This is a genomic window from Photobacterium nomapromontoriensis, assembly GCF_050336815.1.
Lineage (GTDB): Bacteria > Pseudomonadota > Gammaproteobacteria > Enterobacterales > Vibrionaceae > Photobacterium > Photobacterium nomapromontoriensis.
Genome location: NZ_JAKJSL010000026.1, coordinates 1 through 18994 on the forward strand (window position 1 = coordinate 1; position 18994 = coordinate 18994).

Here is an 18994-nt window from a genome sequence, read left to right on the forward strand (position 1 = left end):
TCATCCAAGCATCCAAGGTCACTTAAACTACTACGGTGTACCAATGAACTCAAAATCACTTAATACGTTCGTTAAAGAAGTCACGAATGCGTGGCTAAAACAACTTCGGAGACGAAGCCAAAGACACGCAATGACATGGCAAAAGTTTCGACGCTTGGTTGATTATTGGATCCCAAAAGTTCAAATTACACATCCTTACCCAGAGAAGCGTTTTGACGTTCGACCCAAGGTAGGAGCCGTATGCGTTAGTAGCGCACGTACGGATCTGTGCGGGGGGTAGCGGGTAACCGCTATTCCTACCGCGACCGAATATTTTGCCTCATCTATTGCAATATCTAGCATGATTTCCTCACCTGGCGGACGTGTTTACCTCGCTACTGGGGTGACAGACATGCGACAGTCTATCAACACGTTAGCCTTGTTGGTCGAAGATGTGTTGGAGCTTGATCCTGTTGGGCCTCATTGGTTTGTATTTTGTAACCGAGGTCGAGATAAGCTGAAAATCCGGCAATGGGATACCAATGGCTTTGGGCTTCATTATCGACGACTAGAAAAAGGGAGGTTCAAATGGCCTCGTCACCCGCAAGACACTCAAGCGTTAGAGGTAACAGCGAGGCAATTACAGTGGTTACTCGATGACCTAAACTGGACAAATGCGGTTGCTCATGAACCTATAAAGGGCTTGAAAATATCATGAAAAGTAAGCGAAAATCGCGCATAACCTGATGTTTTTAATATGCTTATAGTATGCAAGCGGAATTAAAAAATCCTGCGGGCATCACCTCAGAAATCCAAACCTATATCGATGGCTTGGTTCAAAATACGACGCAGCAAATGACTCAGCAATATGAATCTCGTATCGCTGATATGTGGGAGCAGTTTCGACTTGCGCAAGCTAAGCGCTACCTGCCACAAAGTGAGAAGTTCCCAGCCCAAGGAGGCTTGTTCAATGAAGCCGAGTTACTCGCCGATACCCCTCCAAGTAATGATGAACCTGAAACGGGAACTATCACCTATACACGTAAACGAGGGCGTAAACCTATCAACCCAGATCTACCGCGTGAAGTCATTGAGTATGACTTGTCTGAAGAAGAAAAGATCTGTGGCTGTTGTCAGAGAGCATTACATAATATCGGTATAGAAACATCAGAGCAGCTTGAGATCATTCCCAAACAGGTTAAAGTGTTACGTCGTGAGCGTAAAAAATATGCGTGCCGCTACTGTGAAAACCAAGGTGAAGACAGCAAAATTATTACCGCCGCCATGCGTAAACAACCGCTACCGGGCAGCATCGCAACAGCTGGCACATCGTCATGCCGACGGCCTCCCTCTGTATCGTATTGAAAAAGAACTCTCACAGGTCGGGGTTGATATCCAACGAGCCACCCTTGCTCGTTGGATGATAAAAACAGCTGAGCTACTTTCACTCGTTTACCGGCCCATGCACGAAGCCCTCCTCAAAGAATCCGTTATCCACGGTGATGAGACAACGTTGCAAGTTCTTAAAGAACCTGATAAAAAGCGCAAAGTAAGTCCTATTTATGGGCGTACACTAGCCCCGAGCAAAGCACTAACACTGTCGTCTTATTCGAATATCAGCCTGGCGAATGCTGGAAAAGATCACGCATCTTGGTTGTTGGGCCCACTCACGGCGCAAGTTCAAAGATGCATTCGACCTAAGCCCTAAAAAAACAGGGCAAGTCCAGCAAGCACTCAGCTATATCCAAAAGTTGTACGCGATAGAGAAAAAAGCAAAATCTTTATCGGCATCAGAACGGTATGCGCTGCGACAAAGATAGAGCATCCCAATACTCACCGGATTCCATACTTGGTTAGTGAAAGCGGCGGCCAAACTTCTACCACAAAGCCCGATGGGAAAAGCCGTCAGCTATGCGCTAAAGCAATGGCCTTATCTAGAAAGGTACGTTGAAGATGGTGGTTATCCGATAGACAACAATCGGGTTGAATGAGAGATCCACCCGGTCGCCACGGGTCGTAAAGCTTGGATGTTCAGTTATACCCAAAGCGGGACAAATGCCAGTGCGGTCTTGTTCAGTTTGATATTGACCAGCAGAGCGAACAACGTAGAGCCTCATGCTTATCTGCGTAATTACCTCTGCGAGATGAAGATAGTGATGTTGGCGATCTTTTTCCTTATACGTTCAAGTCTTCTCAGTAGCTAGGTGGGTAGAAATACCCGCGACCATTAGCTCCTTTGCCAATTACATTAAGCGTTACGTCAATCTCTGCTTTTTTCTGAAACACATTATCATCACTTTTGTTGGCTTAGAGATATAGTCATTCCAAGCATCCGTATAAACTCGAGGATATCGTCATATCCTTGGAAAGATCGATTAGAAAGGTGGTGTTGATGTAATCAGCACCAAATAAATAGGCGTACTCAAGTTGTTGTTGTCGAACAACTTGTGGACGTGTTCCTTTTTTGCCCATATACCCATATGCCGGTTGTCGTATTTTGTTGTCCAAATTGAGCTTCATCTTGAAACTAAATATCCACTTGAGACAGTGATATGTGAGTTGGAATATTAAGGCTCGTTGTCAGTGAGCGGTATTTTAAAAGCATCGTGCTTGTGCTTGATTTTATTTTGAATGCTTTGGGTGGTTGGTGATCTACGAGAACCCTAGTTCTTTGAGCAAGCGGTAAATATTGGACAGCTTATAATCGACATCAAATACAGATGTCATATAGATTTGGATATGGATCCGTCCACCATTATTTGATTGACTGCATATTATCAATATAGATGGACAATTGTTGTCACTGTCCTGCTGTTAACTGTGATGCCTTCCTTAAGGCTACGAATTTCTATCCTAGCTAAACCGTCACTGAGCTAACTGCTCAGGGTGAGAGCATGAATGCTCACTTTTTACCCACTGCATTGAAGCCAGCCAGTAAAACTTTCTCCAGATAGGGACTGCTCATGGCTGCAATCTTTTGTTTGCGTCGGATACTGGCTTTCTTTGAGCTTTCAGCACGCAGCATGTTCAGAGCCATATGACGCATGCAAGCCATAATTTCGGCGGCATCACCCCGATAAATCTGGCAATCGTCCTCATTCATGGTTGCATCAAGAACCCAGTGCAAGCTATTTTCTATGCCCCAATGACCACGAACTGCCGCAGCAAAACGCTCATTGCTCAGCTCTGCTGAGCTGATGTAATAACGGTACTCCAGCGATTCTTTGCCTGATTTATCAATGCGATAACCAATAGCAACACCAATGCTCGTTAGACCTTTCCAATCAGGAAATTGCTGTGCCAGATCTTTTGCTGGGAGCACATGGTATTCTCTGGCTTCAATGCGCCCATGCTCCTGTTCTATTGCCACATCGGTGGCGACACTTGCAACGGTAGTCTTCTCTGACAGCGCCTGACGCACGGCTTTCGCTAGTGTTTCTTGATTGCCTTTAACCGCTAGCAGGTAGTCACCGCCGTTATCAATGATGGCTGAAGCAATGTTTGTCTGGCAGGCGATTGCATCAATTGATACCAGACAGCCTTTGATATCCAGTAATTTAATAAGCTCCGGTATGGCTGTAATTTCATTCGACTTAGCATCGGTTTTCAACTGGCCGATAACCATGCCATTAGCTGTGGCAAATGCACTGACCATATGAATAGTCGACTGGCGGCTTTCGCGGTCGTAGGAGCCACGCAGGACTTTACCGTCGATAGCGATAAGTTCGCCTTCAGAGCGCTCAGATATCACTTGCATCCAGTTTGTAAAGCACGCCTGAAACTCTGCTGGGTCGAGGCGTGAAACAATACGGGCGATGGTGTCGTGAACCGGCATGCCGCCTTTAAATAGACCTTTTTGCTGGAACCAATCGAGGTGAACTTCACCGAAGTCTTCGATGTCTTCCCTACCCTCGGCACCAGCGATGATGGCGCATACTGCCAAGAATAGAACATCGAATAATGGGTAACTGATTTTGGCTGACTGGCGCGGATCTTTCAGGTCGCCGAAATACTTAGAAAATGCGTCGATGCTCATGGTTATACTCCTGAAAAAGGGAGTATAAGATCACAACTCGATCAGCGGGTCAAATCTGCTGTGATTGGTCGGAAAACGTTCGCGATCTGACCCTGGCTAACGGCTCTTGTGGCTGAGGTGCCAAATCACTTAGGCCATTAGTTTGCTGTTACTGTGCCGAATGAAGTTTGGAGGGTGACGTATGTATGGACGGGTAATCACAGGATGTATTTGGCGGTAGTAATGGATCTTTTCGCTAGAACAGTGATTGGTTGGGCGATGTCGTTATCGCCTGATAGTCGATTGACAGGGAAAGCACTATCGATGGCCTTTGAGTCTCGTGGTAATCCTAAAGGGATCATGTTCCATTATCTGAAATCAGGGTTAAGACGAGGCGGTTGTTCAGTTGGTTAGTTTCTTTACTTTGACGGTGGGTGGCGTCTGATACGTCGGGGGGACATTTTTTCTATAAGAGCAGCGTCTGTTCAGCCATTTATCCTTAGCCTGATTCGAAAGGCTTGGACTTATTTTACGAATGAAATCTATGACGATTTTAATGGAGCCGTCGTTAATAGTCTTATTGATGTTCTACAATAAAGTGTGAGTTTATCAATTCTAAAATACTTTCTCGGAATGGTTCATGAGCTTTGCTGCCCAGCAGTTCTGCGATTTCTTGGCCTGTTGGTGATAAACGATAATAGGTAAAGCTAATCCCCTTTTGCTGGGCTGAAAGTCGGTAGCTGTGATTTTGATAATGGAAGGACAGGAGGGTTGAACAAGCAAATTCTCCTGATTCTAATTCACTTCTAAGAATAAGACCTAGCTCAATTAATATCAGCAGGTCAGAGTAAGGTAAATGAAAATTACCGAGGTTAATCTTCTTTAATGTTGGTGGAAGTAGTGTTGGTAGGTAGTTATGTTTAATTTTGATGGCGGTAAGTAATTTTTTACTTTTATCTATGCCAAAATAACAAGTTAACGTGGATGCTTTATGGAATACTTGTGCTTCTTTATTGGTCATACTTTTAAGTGTATCCAATGTCTTTAGCGATATTGACCCGGGATATGTACATTCTTGTTTTAAAATTCGGCTCCATAGGCGTTGCATTGATGGATTTCGGATGTGTTTGGCTATCAACATGAAGTGTGCTAGCCAGTCTGGATCGATCTCTACCGCTTTTTCTGCATTGCAGCTATCATAGGCAAGTTTGAATATTCTCTCGAGATTTTCTTGTTGGTTAATCTGTTCTTTATTTATTCGTAAGTTACATCGGTCTGATAGTGATACCTTGTCATGTGGTGTAATCAAATGTCCCACAACGATATCTTTTGCGATATGTTCAATTGCTTGTTTGACAGTTTTTTTCTGTCGACGTTGTTCTTCTTTTTTGGGTTCGATAACCTTAACAATCGTGTCAATATCATCTTCGTTCATGGCTAGTCTTCCTTAGACGTGGATGATGTTGTTGTGCCAACCACTTTTAGCTTATGTAATCAAATCAGTGCTAAAGCATGGTTATTCACTATCATTTTTTGATACATTATTATCTTTGATCTCACTGTTAAAATGAGTGAGCCAGTTTAAAAAAATTAAATTTATTATGTTTAGAGTTGTGGATTGTAGGGGCTACTTTGTTGGCATACATATACCAGACCCGCTTAATCCGCAATATCCATTAGGGTTCTTAGCTAAGTATTGCTGATGGTGATCTTCTGCAAAGTAAAATTTGCTGGCTGGTTCAATATCTGTAGTTATACGACGTTGCCCTAAGGCCTGCTGATAGCGTGTTTGACTTTCTAGCGCCGCATGATGTTGTTTAGGTGTGTGTGTATAGATAGCTGAACGATATTGAGTTCCTATATCATTACCTTGGCGCATGCCTTGTGTAGGATCGTGATTTTCCCAAAAGAGCACTAATAATGAATTCAGTGATATGATGGTAGGATCAAAAATCACTCTGACTACCTCGGTATGGCCAGTCTGGCCCGTGCAAACGTCTTTATAGGTCGGATTAGGTGTTAGTCCACCACTGTAACCTACTGCTGTGCTAAATACGCCATGTTGTTGCCAAAATAATCGTTCTGCACCCCAGAAGCACCCCATGCCAATGGTTAGTATTTCCATTCCGGCCGGAATATCATGATTAAGTTTAGTCCCATTCACCGCATGTGTGCTATTGGGGATGATAAGGGGGGTACTTCCTTGCAGGGCCTGATCGGCAGACGGTATCTGGTGTTTGGCGGATGGCATATATGATTTCCCGATTATGTTTGCATGTTCTTTTAACGTAGAAGAAAGATGAGTGACAATCAATGAACATATTTAATCCATTAATTTGTCGGTAAAAGGTTGGCAGTTGAGGCTGTGCTTTGTCAGAATTAACCGAGTTAAATGATAAATAGTAATGATGCGCTTACTGATGAAGTAATAAACAAATGAATAAAGTTATACTGAGATATTGCCTTGCTGCTCTTGTATTAGTTGTGACCTTACCAGTTTCAGCTAAGACAACATTGAAAATTAAGGGATTAAAAGGAAGTTTAGACAGAAATGTTGAAGCTTATGTTTCTGCTATTCCTAAACAGGACTACAGTACCTCGTTGCGTTTTCAGATGCAGTTGGAGAAAGAAATCCGCGATGCACTTAAGGCCTTAGGTCGTTATAACCCAACAATTTCTTTTACTGAGTCTATTGATGGCAAAGATCGTCAACTAATTGTCGACGTTAAAGCTGGTCCCAAAACAGTGATAACTCGTAGTGATATTGTTATCACAGGGATGGCTAAGGATGATCCTGACTTTATTGCTCTGGTTAGGGAAAGTGGTCTTGGGATCGGAAAAACACTTAATCAGGGCAAATATGAAAGTCTGAAATCCTCATTCAGTAGCTTAGCTTTGCGTAAAGGGTATTTTGATGCTGAGCTTAAAGTCAGTAAGTTAGAAGTGGTACCGAGTCGAAATGAAGCCTTTATCATTCTTGAGTATGCTTCAGGCCAGCGTTATAACTTCGGTAAAACCTCTTTCGAAGGGAGTCAAATTGAACTCGACAGGCTTGAGTCTCTTATCCCCTATGAAGAAGGTGACCCCTACTTAGTCTCTTCTTTAGGTGAGTTTAATCAACGTTTATCTAATGTTGGATGGTTTTCATCTATTTTCGTGGGAGGAGATTCCTCCCATCTCGCTGACGGTAGTATCCCTATTAATGTAGCGCTTTCCCCACAAGTAAAAAACCAAGTTGAAACCGGTATCGGTTATTCTACAGATGTTGGTATGCGTCTGAAGTTAAATTGGCGTAAACCATGGCTAAATAGTGCTGGCCACAGTTTGAATGTTAATACTGAAATTTCTAAAATCCAGCCTAAAATTGAGGCGAGTTACAAAATACCGCTGGAAGATGTCCTGAATAATTACTATCAGGTGATAGGTGGGATCCGTTATGTAGATAATCATGACACAGTCAGCACTGAATATAGCCTTGGTCTTGAGCGGCATTGGCGATTGGAGTCAAGCTGGAAGCGCGTAGCCTCGCTTCGATTACTTTATGAGAATTACACTCAAGGCAAGGATGAAAGTGGCGTCTTACATATGGTCGTGCCTGGAATTAGTTACGATAGGATCCGATTGCGCGGTGGTGCTATGCCTACATGGGGAGATAGCCAGCTGATATCGGTGGAATTTTCTGACCCCGCGTTGGGTTCTGATTCGAAGCTGGCTCGCCTACGTGGTCGTACCGCTTGGATTCGAAGTATTGGTGATAATCATCGTGGCATCTTGCGTTTAGATGGTGGTGCCGTTTTTGCAGATCGCCTTGAAGATGTACCGCCATCAATGCGATTCTTTATTGGTGGCGATAATAGCTTGCGAGGCTATAGCTACCAGTCTATCGCGCCAAGAAATGACAAAGGCCTCCTTATGGGAGGGAAGTATATGGCTACCTCAAGCCTAGAGTATCAGTATCGTGTTTACGGTGATTGGTGGGGCGCGATTTTCTATGACTATGGTTCCGCTTGGAATGACAGTCCCGACTGGCTGGCGGGGACCGGGGTGGGTGTTCGCTGGGCGTCACCAGTAGGTCCTATTCGGCTTGATTTTGCTTGGGGTCTAGATAAAGAAAAAGATAAGTTCCAGATCCACTTTATTTTAGGGCCTGAGATATGATTTGGGTAAAACGCGTCACCATTGCAATATTGGCGCTATTATTGGTGTTGGTTATTGCTATCGCTGCTTTGCTGTATACCCCTGCTGGTGTGAAAATTGCTATATGGGGAGCAGAGAAAGCCTTGCCTGCACTATCTGTTGGTGGGAGCCATGGTAGTTTGCTGAAAGGATTCACTCTTGAACAGGTGAATTATCAGGACGAAGCACTCAGACTTGCTGCAAATTCATTAACACTCGATATTGATGACAGTTGTTTGCTTAACTCTGCAGTATGTATTTCAAATTTGACTGTGCAGGGCGTTGATTTCTCGATGCCGACCCTTCCTGCATCGAGTGATAGTGAGGACGAAAGTTCTGAGCCCATCACAGAAATTGCACTGCCATTACCTGTAACTCTTAACCGTCTTGTACTCAATGATATCTCTTTAGATATCCTTGGTAACAAGGTGACATGGCAGTCCTTTTCAACCGCCGCCAGTATGGAAGGAAGCCACCTCACGCTGAAACCGACGGATTGGGAGGGGGTTGAGCTAACATTGGCAAAGTCTGAACCTGAGACTACATCTTCCGTCAAAACAGCCGATCCAGAACCAGCCAAAGCGATAGCCTTACCCAACGTTGTACTACCTTTGGATATTGATGTGCAACGCTTTACTGTCAAGGCATTCAAGCTTAATGGGGATACGCCACAGCAGATTAACTTGTTGGAGTTAGTCGCTCGTGGGCAAAAAAGTGATATCGCTATTGACCAGTTGTTGCTGGATATACCCCAAGCTAAGTTAAATGCAAAAGCTAACGTGACACTGACAGGTGATTATCCATTATCGTTAGATGCTGGGCTCGATATTGCGATGGCTCCACTGAGTGGGCACCACCTTAGCCTGCATGCTGGGGGGAGTGTTGCTGAGTTAAGTATTAATGCTCAGTTGAAAGGTACACTCGACGCGCTTTTGACTGGGCGACTCGAACCGCTGGTCCCGGACTTGCCTTTTGATCTTAACCTAAAAAGTAATCACCTTCAGTGGCCTATCAAAACGAAACCTGATTTTGAGGCGTCAAATTCTCAGTTAGCGGCTAAGGGAAGTCTTAAGTCATATTCATTTACGCTTAAGAGTCAGATTGATGGTAAACCCATGCCTGTCGTTGGTGCGAATCTACAGGGTAAAGGCAGTTTAAGCGATATTAATCTTACCCTGTTAGCCCTCGACTCACTGGGGGGAACCGTCACTGGAAGTGCCAGTGCTAGCTGGAAAGACTTGGTGAATTGGAAAGGAAAGCTAGCATTTAGTCATATTCAACCAGGCCTCGAATGGCAGGGGGTACCCGGAGATCTCAGTGGTCATTTAATCACCTCTGGTGGTTTGACCCGAAAGGGAGGGTGGTATGTCAAATTACCCGACTTAGCCGTTGATGGTACGGTGATGGGGCAACAGCTTGATTTAAATGGTCAGTTGGATGCGAGTGATGTAACCGGAAAAGGTAATCTGGCACTTAAGACTGAAGGGTTATCTATTGCTCATGGGCCGAATAGTTTGACTGCACAGGGCCAGTTGACCAATAACTGGGATATGACCGCAAAGATTAATGCGCCAGATCTGTCGAAATCATTGCCGGATTTACGAGGTAACGTGAAAGGTAAGATCACCATGAGTGGCAAAATGGCAGAGCCTGATCTGGTTGTGGACTTGGTTGGTCAGGCATTAGGCTGGCAAGGTTTAGCCTCATTGTCACAGTTGAAGCTAACTGGGTTTATAAAACCCATGCCGGATCTGCGAGCAGATATTCGCTTAATCGCTTCTAACGGTCATTATGACAGTTTTAAGCTTGATACTTTGTCAATGCAACTGAATGGCACAGAGCAGCACCATCAACTAATGCTTAATCTTAATGCCGAGCCAGTGGGAACTGACCTTCGTCTTTCTGGCTCTCTTGATCGTAAGCATGGATGGCAAGGTATGTTGGAGCAAGGTGTTGTTGAGACCGATATCGGCCCATGGCGACTGAACCATCCAACGGCATTAGGGTATCGCTTTAAAACGCAAATGGTCAGCGTTGCGGCTCACTGCTGGCAACAGAAGCAGGCCTCCTTGTGCTTAACCGATAATTTAGAGGCAGGAACGAGTGGACACGCGAAAGTCGCAGTGAATGGTTTTGATTTTGGCTTAATTGCTAAATACCTTCCCAGTAATATTAAGCTATCCGGCTCTGTTGGCGCGAATGCTGAAGCGACCTGGGCGCCCCAATCTGCACCTTATTTTAAGGCCGCTGTGCGTTTTCCTGCAGGATCGGTGATACAGCAAGAAGAGCCGGATTTTGAACCGCTGACAGTAGGCTGGGACAGTATTACCGTCAATGCTGAGATGAAGCAGGATGTACTGAATGCTGATTGGTTGGTTGCGGTAAAAAATAATGGTGACTTGAGTGGGCGAGCTACGGTGAGTCAGCTGACTGGGGATAAGCAGCTTGAAGCCAACCTCAAGCTAGATCGTTTTATGCTTGGCTTCCTTAAACCTCTACTGATCGATTACCACACCTTTGATGGACAAGTGGATGCTAACCTGATGGTTTCTGGGCCAGTGATGCACCCTGCAGTCAATGGCTTGCTGAAAGTCAGTAATGTAAAAGCGGTAGGGCGTACTGTGCCTCTTGATGTTGAGAAAGCTGACATTACCGCGACCTTCAATGGTTATCAGGCGGTACTGAATGGTGAGGTGATCACCCCGGATGGTAAGCTAAACCTGAAAGGTGACGGGGACTGGCATGATCTTAGCGAGTGGCGAACTCAGCTTAAGGTTAACGGCCGGGAGCTGGAGGTAACGGTGCCACCAATGCTTGCGGTAAAAGTGTCGCCAGATCTGACCATCAAGGCGACCCCTAAACGGGCCGAAGTAACAGGCAGCATTGCTATACCGTGGGGGAGAATCACGGTGGATCAGTTGCCTAAATCAGCTGTCGCGGTATCCAAAGATGAGATTCTATTGAATGCCAATTTGCAACCGATCAAGGAAAAGAAAAAATCCCCCTTTGCAATCAAGACTAATATCTTGGTTCGGATTGGTGATGATGTTCAATTGTCCGCGTTTGGTTTGAAATCCGGGTTAGTGGGTGATTTGAATATTCGTCAGAGTGATAAAGGGCCGTTGGTTTACGGCGAGATCAATCTACGTGATGGTACTTATCGTTCATTTGGCCAGGAATTAGTGATCCGTAAAGGACAGATTTTATTTAATGGTCCCGCTGACCAACCTTATCTATCGATTGAAGCGATCCGAGATCCTAACAATATTGAAAATGATGTAATTGCTGGGATCCGTGTGACTGGGCCGGCGGATGCGCCAAAAGTCGCGATTTTTTCTGATCCAGCAATGCCGCAACAAAATGCACTGTCATATATTTTGCGTGGAAAAGATCTGGACAGCGAATCAGGCGACAGCGGTGATGCGATGACAACAGCGCTGATCAGTATGGGCTTAGCTCAGAGCGGACAGTTGGTTGGCAGTGTCGGAGAGGCTTTCGGGGTCAAGGATTTAGCATTAGACACGGCAGGTTCGGGATCTGAATCTCAGGTAACCATCAGTGGTTATATCGCACCAGGGCTGCAAGTAAAGTATGGCGTAGGGATCTTTGATTCTATTGGTGAATTTACAGTGCGTTATCGTTTGATGAAAGGCTTGTATGTTGAGGTAGTGTCAGGGTTAGATAGCGCGGTTGATCTGTTATATCAGTTTGAATTTAACTAAATCAAATCGGACGGCATTGATAATCGGAGGAGAGACAACGGCGTGAAGGTATTTGTATACGGTACGCTGAGAAAGGGGGAGGTAAATGCCTCCCTCTTAGATGGGGCAATATGCTTAGGAGCCTGCACCCTGCAATCTGGTTTTCGGTTGTTTGATTTAGGTGACTATCCGGCTGCTATTATCAGTTCTGGTGCTCCTGCTTTGGTGGGAGAGGTGTATGAGATCACTGCTGAGACACTGCAAGTACTTGATGCATTAGAAAGGTACCCAGATCTTTATGATCGGGTACCCGTTATGACACCGTTGGGGGAGAGTTGGGTATATACCTATAATGGCTGCCTCGCCAATATTGCACCGATCAGTAACGGTGATTGGTGTCAGACCAAGCACCGTGCTAGTTGAACCTTGGTTGTCGCATTTCCTCGAGCTGGGATCTTTGCGTTGGTTTGGAAAGAGGCGGATTATCTATAACTTATCGGTATCGCATTAAGCAGTGCCTGATAGCTCTCACCATTAAATATATTTTCATAGCCCTGCTTTTTAAGGGCTTGTTCTGCGATACTTGCGCGATGGCCGGAGCGGCAGTAGATGAATATAGGTTGGGTTTTATCGGGGGCGATCTTCTCTAACTGTTCAATATCGTCATGAGGAATATTGATCGCATTTGGTAAATGCCCGTCAATAAATTCCTGATTCGTACGGACATCGACGATCAGCGCTTTCCCCTGCTGGGTTTGTTGATGCTGATGCCAGAACTGTTTTGGCGTCACAACCTCCGCAGTGGCAAGCCCTGAATATGTAGTACAACAAATGATGGCGGCTGCCAATAGCTTTTGCATTGCTATTACCTCTTAATCATATTCCCAAGCTGCAAGTCTCAGGAACATGGATAACTCTCAGAGCGGAGTCAGATTACTTTTTCTGAGCACGCTCGAATGACTCAAGAATTTCATTTCTCGCGGCTGCAGCATCAGCCCAGCCTTCAACTTTAACCCATTTCCCAGGCTCAAGCTCTTTGTAACGCTCAAAGAAATGCGTAATTTGTGCTTTAAGCAACTCTGGAAGATCGTGAATATCTTGAATATGATCATATTCCTTGGTCAGTTTGCTATGTGGTACCGCTACAACTTTTGCATCCTCTCCTGACTCATCGCTCATTTTGAGTACACCTACGGGGCGGCAGCGGATCACTGCTCCTGGAATCAGAGGATGGGGCGTAGGAACCAGTACATCGACAGGATCGCCGTCTAAAGATAAAGTATGGTTTACATAGCCGTAGTTGCATGGGTAGAACATAGGCGTCGACATAAAACGATCGACGAATATGGCTCCAGAGTCTTTGTCCACTTCATATTTGATTGGATCCGCATTAGCTGGGATTTCAATGACAACATAAATATCGTTGGGAAGTTCCTTTCCTGCTGGTACCTGATTAAGGCTCATTGCTTCTTCCTTTTCTTGGTTGATTAATTGTTAATTGCGTTGCAATTATAATAGCAATATCGTTAATTATTTGTCTAACACCAACGGTCGGTAAGTTGCTATAAGCCAAGTACTGCGATTGATATAGGAAAGAACTTCAGGATGGAAAGCAGGCTGCAATACAGCCTGCGGGGATGAAATGGTTTTATTCTGGAAACTCTTTGAGAAACGCGATGACTTTATGGACCATATTGGTTGAGCCAACAAAGAAAGGTACTCGCTGGTGGAGCTCGATTGGTTTGATATCCATGATACGCTGGTTACCGTCAGATGCTTCGCCTCCAGCCTGTTCAATCAGGAAAGCCATTGGATTGCATTCATATAGTAAGCGCAGTTTACCGTTGGGGTATGTTGCCGTACTCGGATATAGATAGATCCCACCTTTTAATAGATTGCGGTGGAAGTCCGCAACCAGAGAGCCGATATAGCGCGAGGTATAGGGGCGGTGATCGTCAGGATTATTTTCCTGACAGTACTTGATATATTTCTTCACCCCCATAGGGAAGCGGATGTAGTTGCCTTCATTGATGGAGTAGATTTGGCCGTTTTCTGGGATTTTCATGTTTTCATGCGATAAGCAGAAGACCCCTAGAGAGGGATCATAGGTAAAGCCATGCACACCGTTGCCTGTGGTATAGACCAACATGGTGGATGAGCCGTATATCACATATCCGGCAGCAACTTGCTGATGGCCCGGTTGGAGAAAGTCCTCTTCTGTTGGCGGGGTACCCACGGGGGATACTCGGCGATAAATTGAAAAAATTGTACCGACAGACACGTTGACATCAATATTTGATGATCCGTCAAGTGGATCCATCAGTACGACGTATTTCGCATTGCGGTTTAGCTCTTTGTTGAAAGTGACGGCTTCGTCTTCTTCTTCACTGGCTACGCCGCAGACTTGGTCCCGGGCTTCGAGGGCGGCTTTGAATTTATCGTTGGCGTATACATCGAGCTTTTGCTGCTCTTCACCTTGGATGTTTTCACCACCGACAGCGCCCGTTATATCAACAAGACCGGCTTTATTGATTTCACGGTTGACGATTTTCGCGGCAAGTTTAATTGAGCCGAGTAGTGAAGAGAGTTCGCCACTGGCATGGGGGAAGTCATTTTGTTTCTCGACAATGAATTCACCAAGGGTTCGGATCTTGGACATATACAATCCTTGCATCATGTTGTCATTGGGGTCGTTAAGTCAGGTACAATGTCTCTAACGGACAATTAAGGTACCCATATTGGCTAGACGCCGAGTTAGTGTGTGTGGTCTATTGGTGTATAAAGAATTGTATATAAAGATCTTTTTTATGGTAACGAAGTAATGCAGAAGCGTGAAGTTATCAAAAACCACCGAGTGAGCCGACAGTTATGCATATCCATATTTTAGGAATTTGCGGCACATTTATGGGCGGAGCGGCAATTCTTGCACGCCAGCTTGGCCATAAAGTGACGGGTTGCGATGCCAACGTCTATCCACCAATGAGTACCTTATTAGAATCTCAAGGTATTGAAATAATTCAGGGTTACGACCCTTCTCAGCTCAATCCTGCCCCTGATCTGGTTGTGGTGGGGAATGCGATGAGCCGTGGCAATCCTTGCGTGGAATACGTACTAAATCATAATCTTCGCTATACCTCTGGTCCGCAATGGCTGCAGGAAATATTACTTCACGATCGCTGGGTACTGGCTGTTGCAGGTACCCATGGTAAAACAACAACGGCAAGTATGCTCGCCTGGATCTTGGAAGACTGTGGTTATCAACCTGGTTTTTTGGTCGGGGGAGTACTTGGAAACTTCGGTGTTTCCGCGCGGTTAGGTGAAAGTATGTTCTTCGTCGTTGAGGCGGATGAGTACGACAGTGCTTTTTTTGATAAACGTTCTAAGTTTGTCCATTACCACCCTCGTACGTTGATCATGAATAATCTCGAATTTGATCACGCTGATATTTTTGATGACTTAAAGGCGATCCAGCGCCAATTCCACCACTTAGTGCGCACTGTTCCTGGTAATGGGCGTATTTTTGCGCCAAAAGGTGTTCAGGCGATTGATCAGACATTAGATATGGGTTGTTGGAGTGAGTTGGAATTTATCGGTGATGATGGCCACTGGCAGGCAAAAAAACACGATGAAGCGGGAAGCTGCTTTGATGTTTATCTTGATGGAACAAAACTCGGCACCGTCGACTGGGCATTGATCGGCGATCATAATGTTAATAATGCACTGATGGCGATTGCTGCAGCCCGCCATGTCGGTGTTACACCAGATCTTGGCTGTGAGGCGCTTGGCTCATTCATTAATACCAAGCGTCGACTTGAGCTTAAAGGTGAGCATAATGGTATCAGGGTTTATGATGACTTCGCCCATCACCCGACAGCGGTCGAGCTGACACTGGGTGGCTTAAGGGCGAAAGTGGGAGAGCAACGGATCTTGGCTGTTCTTGAGCCCCGTTCTAATACCATGAAGCTTGGTGTGCATAAGCATGATCTCGCTCCGGCGCTGGCTGCGGCCGATGAAGTCTTCATTTATCAGCCTGATAATATTCCTTGGTCTGTGGACGAGATCGCTCAGTTATGTCATCAACCAGCTTACACAGAGGCTGACTTAGATGCATTAGTTGCCAAAATTGTGGCGTCGGCTCGTCCGGGGGACAATATCCTAGTGATGAGCAACGGTGGCTTTGGTGGGATCCATGGTAAGTTACTTACCGCATTGGAGGATGCTAGTGGGCACTAATCAGCATGATAGGCGGATTACGCTGGCATGGACAGGAGCGTCAGGTGCGCCGTATGGTCTGCGTTTGCTGGAGTGTCTGTTAGCGGCAGATTATCAGGTCTACCTTCTGATTTCATCAGCTGCACGCGTGGTGTTGGCAACAGAGCATGGCCTTAAGCTTCCATCTGGTCCAGAAGCGGCCAAGCAGGTTTTAGTTAAGCATCTTGGATGTGAGACTGAGCGGCTGGTGGTTTGTGGTAAGGATGATTGGTTTTCTCCCGTAGCTTCTGGCTCCGCCGCACCTAAACAGATGGTGATCTGTCCATGTTCAGCGGGGACGTTGGCTTCCGTTGCCCATGGTTTATCGGATAACTTGTTAGAGCGTGCGGCAGATGTGGTGTTGAAAGAGCGGGGGCAGTTATTGCTGGTGGTGCGCGAAACCCCGTTTTCGACGCTACATTTAGAGAACATGCTGAAGTTGTCTCAGATGGGGACCACGATCATGCCTGCTGCACCGGGGTTCTACCATCAACCTGAAAGTATTGACGATCTTGTCGATTTCATGGTCGCAAGGATCTTGGATCATCTTGGGATTAAGCAGGGATTAGTGCCACGCTGGGGGTATGATCACCGCCAGTGAGTGATAGGCCCGCCATCAATGGTGGGCTTTTTTATCGCTGTCAAATCGTCTTATTCGTCAGAGCTAGTTGTCAGGGAGAGTGTGTTATTTGATCACCAGCACATTGATTGGTGAGTTCTCCACGATCTTCGCCGCAACAGACCCAAGCATAACCTTGTCGAATGTTGATCGTTGATGACTCGGGATGATAATCAGATCGGCCCCGATACCTTTAGCATAATCAAGGATCGTGGTCCAGGTTTTACCTTCGGTAACCGAGTGATGGTGAACTATTTCTGGCGGAATATGTTGTTCAGCAAATACCTTTAACCGATGTTGGGAGTCTTGCAGCATTTTGCGGGCCGCATCTTTAGGAAAGTAACTAGACACCATTGCCATATGAATACCTGGCAGGACATTGAGTAGGTGAATAGTTGCATCGGTATTTTTGGCATGCCAAATTGCAGCTTCGATGGCTTTGTCGGCGAACCCCGGATCATTGAGATCGACTGGAACTAAGATTTGCTTATACATAGCGCCCTCTTTGCTCAAAAAGGAAGGTAACTCTAGATAGAGTGTATACCATTTCGCTGGGCAGGCCTTTTCGTGAAAAAAAAGCCTGCGATATTAAGCAAAGCTAGAGGGTGGCCAGACTAGAGGTGGCCGAGCTGTCTTGCTCGTCGGCGCTGGTTCCAGCCAAACGCACCTAGCAGTATAAGAGTGGGTACGAATACCCACTCTTTTATTGGGCGGTTTGCGGGGAGGCTGACCGTGGTGATCTCCCAATCAAAATCAATGCCAGCCTGTTCAGCAGGGCTATCAAATTCAACCATGTCGACTAATATCTGTTTACCATCCTGACGGAGTATTAAGCCCGTTGATGCGATTCGCTCATCCGGGGAAATTGCCTCTTCGGCAAAAGGCAGCAGAACAGATTTCGATACTAGCTTGCCTTCTAGCGTTTCCCCGTTGACTAAAAGCGCCAGTGGTTGGCCGATATCGAGCTGACCTGCGACATCCGTGATCATCATGCCTGGCATATCATGCTTGGGTGGGTAAACCTTATCCCACCAGAAGCCCGGACGAAACAGGGTAAAGGTGATCAGTAGCAGCGCGATCACCTCCCACCATCGCGTTTGGGTAAACCACCATCCCTGCGTGGCAGCCGAGAAGGTCAGCATGGCGATGATTGCTGACATGACCGTGAGCATGAGGTGCCACCAGGAATCAATATTCATCAAAAGTAGCTGGGTGTTAAAGATGAACATGAAAGGCAGGATCGCAGTCCGGATATCATAGGTGAAGCCCTGAATCCCCGTCCGGATGGGATCGCTTTTCGCTATCGCTGCTGCTGCAAAGGCCGCGAGACCAACAGGGGGCGTATCATCAGCCAGTATCCCGAAATAGAATACAAACAGATGCACGGCGATAAGTGGAATGATCAGACCATGTTGAGCGCCCAAGGTTACGATCACTGGTGCCATCAAGGTAGACACCACAATGTAGTTGGCGGTGGTTGGCAGTCCCATCTCCAGGATCAGGCTGATCAGCGCAGTGAAAAGCAGCATCAAGAGGATATTACCGCCAGAAATGAATTCGACGTACTCGGTCATGACTAGGCCTATTCCGGTTAGGGTGACGACCCCGACCACGATACCTGCGGCAGCGGTCGCGACGCCGATCCCGATCATATTGCGGGCGCCAGACATCAAGCTTTCGAGCAGATCTACAACCCCCTCTTTGCTGGCATCGGATAAGGTTTTTTCCTTCCAACAGCTGCGACGATAATATCTATTTGAGTTGGGGCGCCAGCACGCTCTGCCAATTCGGTGTAGAACAGGTAGAGGTAAGCTGAGGAACCGCTACCAATGAAGGCCAGCAGCCAGTCAGTGGTGGGAATACGATTGCGGGCAGAGTCTTTAAGTGCCGGATAGGCGGTAAATGCCAGAAAGACCGCAAATGCCAAATGGATCGATCGTGCTTCAGTATCATTAAGAATACCAAAGTTAACTATGAAGGGCAGTGGTGAGGCGTACCAGAGTTGGAACAGTGACCAGCAGAGTGGTACAAACCAGAGAATACGTCCAGCCCGTCCCGTAGGGTTCCTTGCTCCTGCATCTGCCTGTGTCACCATATCCTGCGCATCTGTTGACGATAAGGTTGTCTTCGTCATACATCATCCTTTTTCGATGGGCTAGGGAGTCATCATGAAGTGAAAAATCTAGGTATATGAAATCAGCACGTGCCGTGATGGTGGCACATGCTGCATGCTGCATGCTGCATGTTGCTGAT

18 protein-coding genes and 3 pseudogenes are annotated in these 18994 nt (G+C 46.1%); 11 read left to right on the plus strand and 10 right to left on the minus strand.

Features of this window, described 5'->3' with window-relative positions:
• The 5 genes and pseudogenes from L4D12_RS10575 to L4D12_RS10595 all read left to right on the plus strand — a co-directional run.
• The coding region (locus L4D12_RS10575) for a hypothetical protein (RefSeq protein ID WP_428447806.1) at window positions 1-280 on the plus strand (280 nt) is incomplete at its 5' end.
• 60 nt (window positions 281-340) lie between these two features.
• On the plus strand, window positions 341-697 hold the full coding sequence (tnpB, locus tag L4D12_RS10580) for an IS66 family insertion sequence element accessory protein TnpB (protein WP_428447807.1): 357 nt from the start codon (window positions 341-343) through the stop codon (window positions 695-697).
• A 50-nt stretch (window positions 698-747) separates the two neighbouring features.
• The gene (locus tag L4D12_RS10585; protein ID WP_428447808.1) at window positions 748-1344 is read left to right on the plus strand and encodes an IS66 family transposase zinc-finger binding domain-containing protein; all 597 of its coding nucleotides are present in this window, start codon (window positions 748-750) and stop codon (window positions 1342-1344) included.
• Window positions 1235-1687 carry an IS66 family transposase gene (locus L4D12_RS10590; protein WP_428447809.1) on the plus strand — a complete coding sequence of 151 codons (453 nt, stop codon included), beginning with the start codon at window positions 1235-1237 and terminating at the stop codon, window positions 1685-1687. Before L4D12_RS10585 ends, L4D12_RS10590 begins: the two co-directional genes overlap by 110 nt.
• Window positions 1608-1970, plus strand: a pseudogene (locus L4D12_RS10595) (IS66 family transposase). The gene L4D12_RS10590 and the pseudogene L4D12_RS10595 overlap by 80 nt, the downstream one beginning before the upstream one ends.
• Here the strand turns inward: L4D12_RS10595 and L4D12_RS10600 are convergent.
• Both L4D12_RS10600 and L4D12_RS10605 read right to left on the minus strand, forming a co-directional pair.
• Entirely contained in the window at window positions 1914-2096 is a 183-nt protein-coding gene (locus tag L4D12_RS10600) for a hypothetical protein (RefSeq protein ID WP_428447915.1), read from the minus strand. The pseudogene L4D12_RS10595 and the gene L4D12_RS10600 overlap by 57 nt on opposite strands.
• 785 nt (window positions 2097-2881) lie before the next feature.
• Window positions 2882-4015, minus strand: coding sequence for an ISAs1 family transposase (locus L4D12_RS10605; RefSeq protein WP_428447810.1), 1134 nt, complete (start codon window positions 4013-4015; stop codon window positions 2882-2884).
• Between the two features lie 114 nt (window positions 4016-4129).
• On the opposite strand from L4D12_RS10605, the pseudogene L4D12_RS10610 reads away from it, so the two are divergent.
• Window positions 4130-4363: pseudogene (locus L4D12_RS10610) on the plus strand (DDE-type integrase/transposase/recombinase); the annotation flags it as partial.
• A 208-nt stretch (window positions 4364-4571) separates the two neighbouring features.
• Here L4D12_RS10610 and L4D12_RS10615 read toward each other — a convergent pair.
• Window positions 4572-5429, minus strand: coding sequence for a TIGR03899 family protein (locus L4D12_RS10615; protein WP_428447811.1), 858 nt, complete (start codon window positions 5427-5429; stop codon window positions 4572-4574).
• Window positions 5430-5621: 192 nt separating this feature from the next.
• The gene (msrA, locus tag L4D12_RS10620) at window positions 5622-6245 is read right to left on the minus strand and encodes a peptide-methionine (S)-S-oxide reductase MsrA (protein ID WP_428447812.1); all 624 of its coding nucleotides are present in this window, start codon (window positions 6243-6245) and stop codon (window positions 5622-5624) included.
• A gap of 185 nt (window positions 6246-6430) precedes the next feature.
• Here msrA and tamA point away from each other — a divergent pair, with 185 nt between their 5' ends.
• The 3 genes from tamA to L4D12_RS10635 are packed head-to-tail and all read left to right on the plus strand — an operon-like array spanning window position 6431 to window position 12294.
• The gene (gene tamA / locus L4D12_RS10625; RefSeq protein ID WP_428447813.1) at window positions 6431-8152 is read left to right on the plus strand and encodes an autotransporter assembly complex protein TamA; all 1722 of its coding nucleotides are present in this window, start codon (window positions 6431-6433) and stop codon (window positions 8150-8152) included.
• Window positions 8149-11892 (plus strand): autotransporter assembly complex protein TamB, encoded by a 3744-nt coding sequence (gene tamB / locus L4D12_RS10630; RefSeq protein ID WP_428447814.1) that lies wholly within the window; start codon window positions 8149-8151, stop codon window positions 11890-11892. Before tamA ends, tamB begins: the two co-directional genes overlap by 4 nt.
• A 42-nt stretch (window positions 11893-11934) precedes the next feature.
• Window positions 11935-12294 carry a gamma-glutamylcyclotransferase family protein gene (locus L4D12_RS10635; RefSeq protein ID WP_428447815.1) on the plus strand — a complete coding sequence of 120 codons (360 nt, stop codon included), beginning with the start codon at window positions 11935-11937 and terminating at the stop codon, window positions 12292-12294.
• Window positions 12295-12353: 59 nt separating this feature from the next.
• On the opposite strand, the gene L4D12_RS10640 is transcribed toward L4D12_RS10635, so the two are convergent.
• The 3 genes from L4D12_RS10640 to fbp all read right to left on the minus strand — a co-directional run bounded on the left by L4D12_RS10640 (window position 12354) and on the right by fbp (window position 14530).
• A complete protein-coding gene (locus L4D12_RS10640) occupies window positions 12354-12731 on the minus strand; it encodes a rhodanese-like domain-containing protein (RefSeq protein WP_428447816.1) in 378 nt (125 codons plus the stop codon).
• Window positions 12732-12804: 73 nt separating this feature from the next.
• On the minus strand, window positions 12805-13335 hold the full coding sequence (ppa, locus tag L4D12_RS10645) for an inorganic diphosphatase (protein WP_428447817.1): 531 nt from the start codon (window positions 13333-13335) through the stop codon (window positions 12805-12807).
• 184 nt (window positions 13336-13519) lie between these two features.
• Window positions 13520-14530, minus strand: coding sequence for a class 1 fructose-bisphosphatase (gene fbp, locus L4D12_RS10650; RefSeq protein ID WP_428447818.1), 1011 nt, complete (start codon window positions 14528-14530; stop codon window positions 13520-13522).
• A 209-nt stretch (window positions 14531-14739) separates the two neighbouring features.
• Here fbp and mpl point away from each other — a divergent pair, with 209 nt between their 5' ends.
• Window positions 14740-16104: a UDP-N-acetylmuramate:L-alanyl-gamma-D-glutamyl-meso-diaminopimelate ligase gene (mpl, locus tag L4D12_RS10655; protein WP_428447819.1), complete on the plus strand. Its 1365-nt coding sequence runs from the start codon at window positions 14740-14742 to the stop codon at window positions 16102-16104.
• Complete coding sequence (locus tag L4D12_RS10660; protein WP_428447820.1) at window positions 16094-16723, plus strand: flavin prenyltransferase UbiX; 630 nt, start codon at window positions 16094-16096, stop codon at window positions 16721-16723. The genes mpl and L4D12_RS10660 overlap by 11 nt, the downstream gene beginning before the upstream one ends.
• Before the next feature lie 84 nt (window positions 16724-16807).
• Here the strand turns inward: L4D12_RS10660 and L4D12_RS10665 are convergent, their stop codons facing one another.
• From L4D12_RS10665 to L4D12_RS10675, 3 genes and pseudogenes are all read right to left on the minus strand, one after another.
• Window positions 16808-17236, minus strand: coding sequence for a universal stress protein (locus L4D12_RS10665; RefSeq protein ID WP_428447821.1), 429 nt, complete (start codon window positions 17234-17236; stop codon window positions 16808-16810).
• Window positions 17237-17355: 119 nt separating this feature from the next.
• Window positions 17356-18462, minus strand: a pseudogene (locus tag L4D12_RS10670) (DUF3394 domain-containing protein); the annotation flags it as partial.
• Complete coding sequence (locus L4D12_RS10675) at window positions 18429-18875, minus strand: hypothetical protein (protein WP_428447822.1); 447 nt, start codon at window positions 18873-18875, stop codon at window positions 18429-18431. The pseudogene L4D12_RS10670 and the gene L4D12_RS10675, both read right to left, overlap by 34 nt.
• Window positions 18876-18994: the final 119 nt, after the last annotated feature.

What these genes read in the sequence shown, in the direction of transcription:
- tnpB (WP_428447807.1), top strand. Translation starts at nt 341, where the DNA reads ATGATTTCCTCACCTGGCGGACGTGTTTACCTCGCTACTGGGGTGACA.
- L4D12_RS10585 (WP_428447808.1), top strand. Translation starts at nt 748, where the DNA reads ATGCAAGCGGAATTAAAAAATCCTGCGGGCATCACCTCAGAAATCCAA.
- L4D12_RS10600 (WP_428447915.1), bottom strand. Translation starts at nt 2,096, where the DNA reads ATGAGGCTCTACGTTGTTCGCTCTGCTGGTCAATATCAAACTGAACAA.
- L4D12_RS10605 (WP_428447810.1), bottom strand. Translation starts at nt 4,015, where the DNA reads ATGAGCATCGACGCATTTTCTAAGTATTTCGGCGACCTGAAAGATCCG.
- L4D12_RS10615 (WP_428447811.1), bottom strand. Translation starts at nt 5,429, where the DNA reads ATGAACGAAGATGATATTGACACGATTGTTAAGGTTATCGAACCCAAA.
- msrA (WP_428447812.1), bottom strand. Translation starts at nt 6,245, where the DNA reads ATGCCATCCGCCAAACACCAGATACCGTCTGCCGATCAGGCCCTGCAA.
- tamA (WP_428447813.1), top strand. Translation starts at nt 6,431, where the DNA reads ATGAATAAAGTTATACTGAGATATTGCCTTGCTGCTCTTGTATTAGTT.
- tamB (WP_428447814.1), top strand. Translation starts at nt 8,149, where the DNA reads ATGATTTGGGTAAAACGCGTCACCATTGCAATATTGGCGCTATTATTG.
- L4D12_RS10640 (WP_428447816.1), bottom strand. Translation starts at nt 12,731, where the DNA reads ATGCAAAAGCTATTGGCAGCCGCCATCATTTGTTGTACTACATATTCA.
- ppa (WP_428447817.1), bottom strand. Translation starts at nt 13,335, where the DNA reads ATGAGCCTTAATCAGGTACCAGCAGGAAAGGAACTTCCCAACGATATT.
- fbp (WP_428447818.1), bottom strand. Translation starts at nt 14,530, where the DNA reads ATGTCCAAGATCCGAACCCTTGGTGAATTCATTGTCGAGAAACAAAAT.
- mpl (WP_428447819.1), top strand. Translation starts at nt 14,740, where the DNA reads ATGCATATCCATATTTTAGGAATTTGCGGCACATTTATGGGCGGAGCG.
- L4D12_RS10665 (WP_428447821.1), bottom strand. Translation starts at nt 17,236, where the DNA reads ATGTATAAGCAAATCTTAGTTCCAGTCGATCTCAATGATCCGGGGTTC.
- L4D12_RS10675 (WP_428447822.1), bottom strand. Translation starts at nt 18,875, where the DNA reads ATGACGAAGACAACCTTATCGTCAACAGATGCGCAGGATATGGTGACA.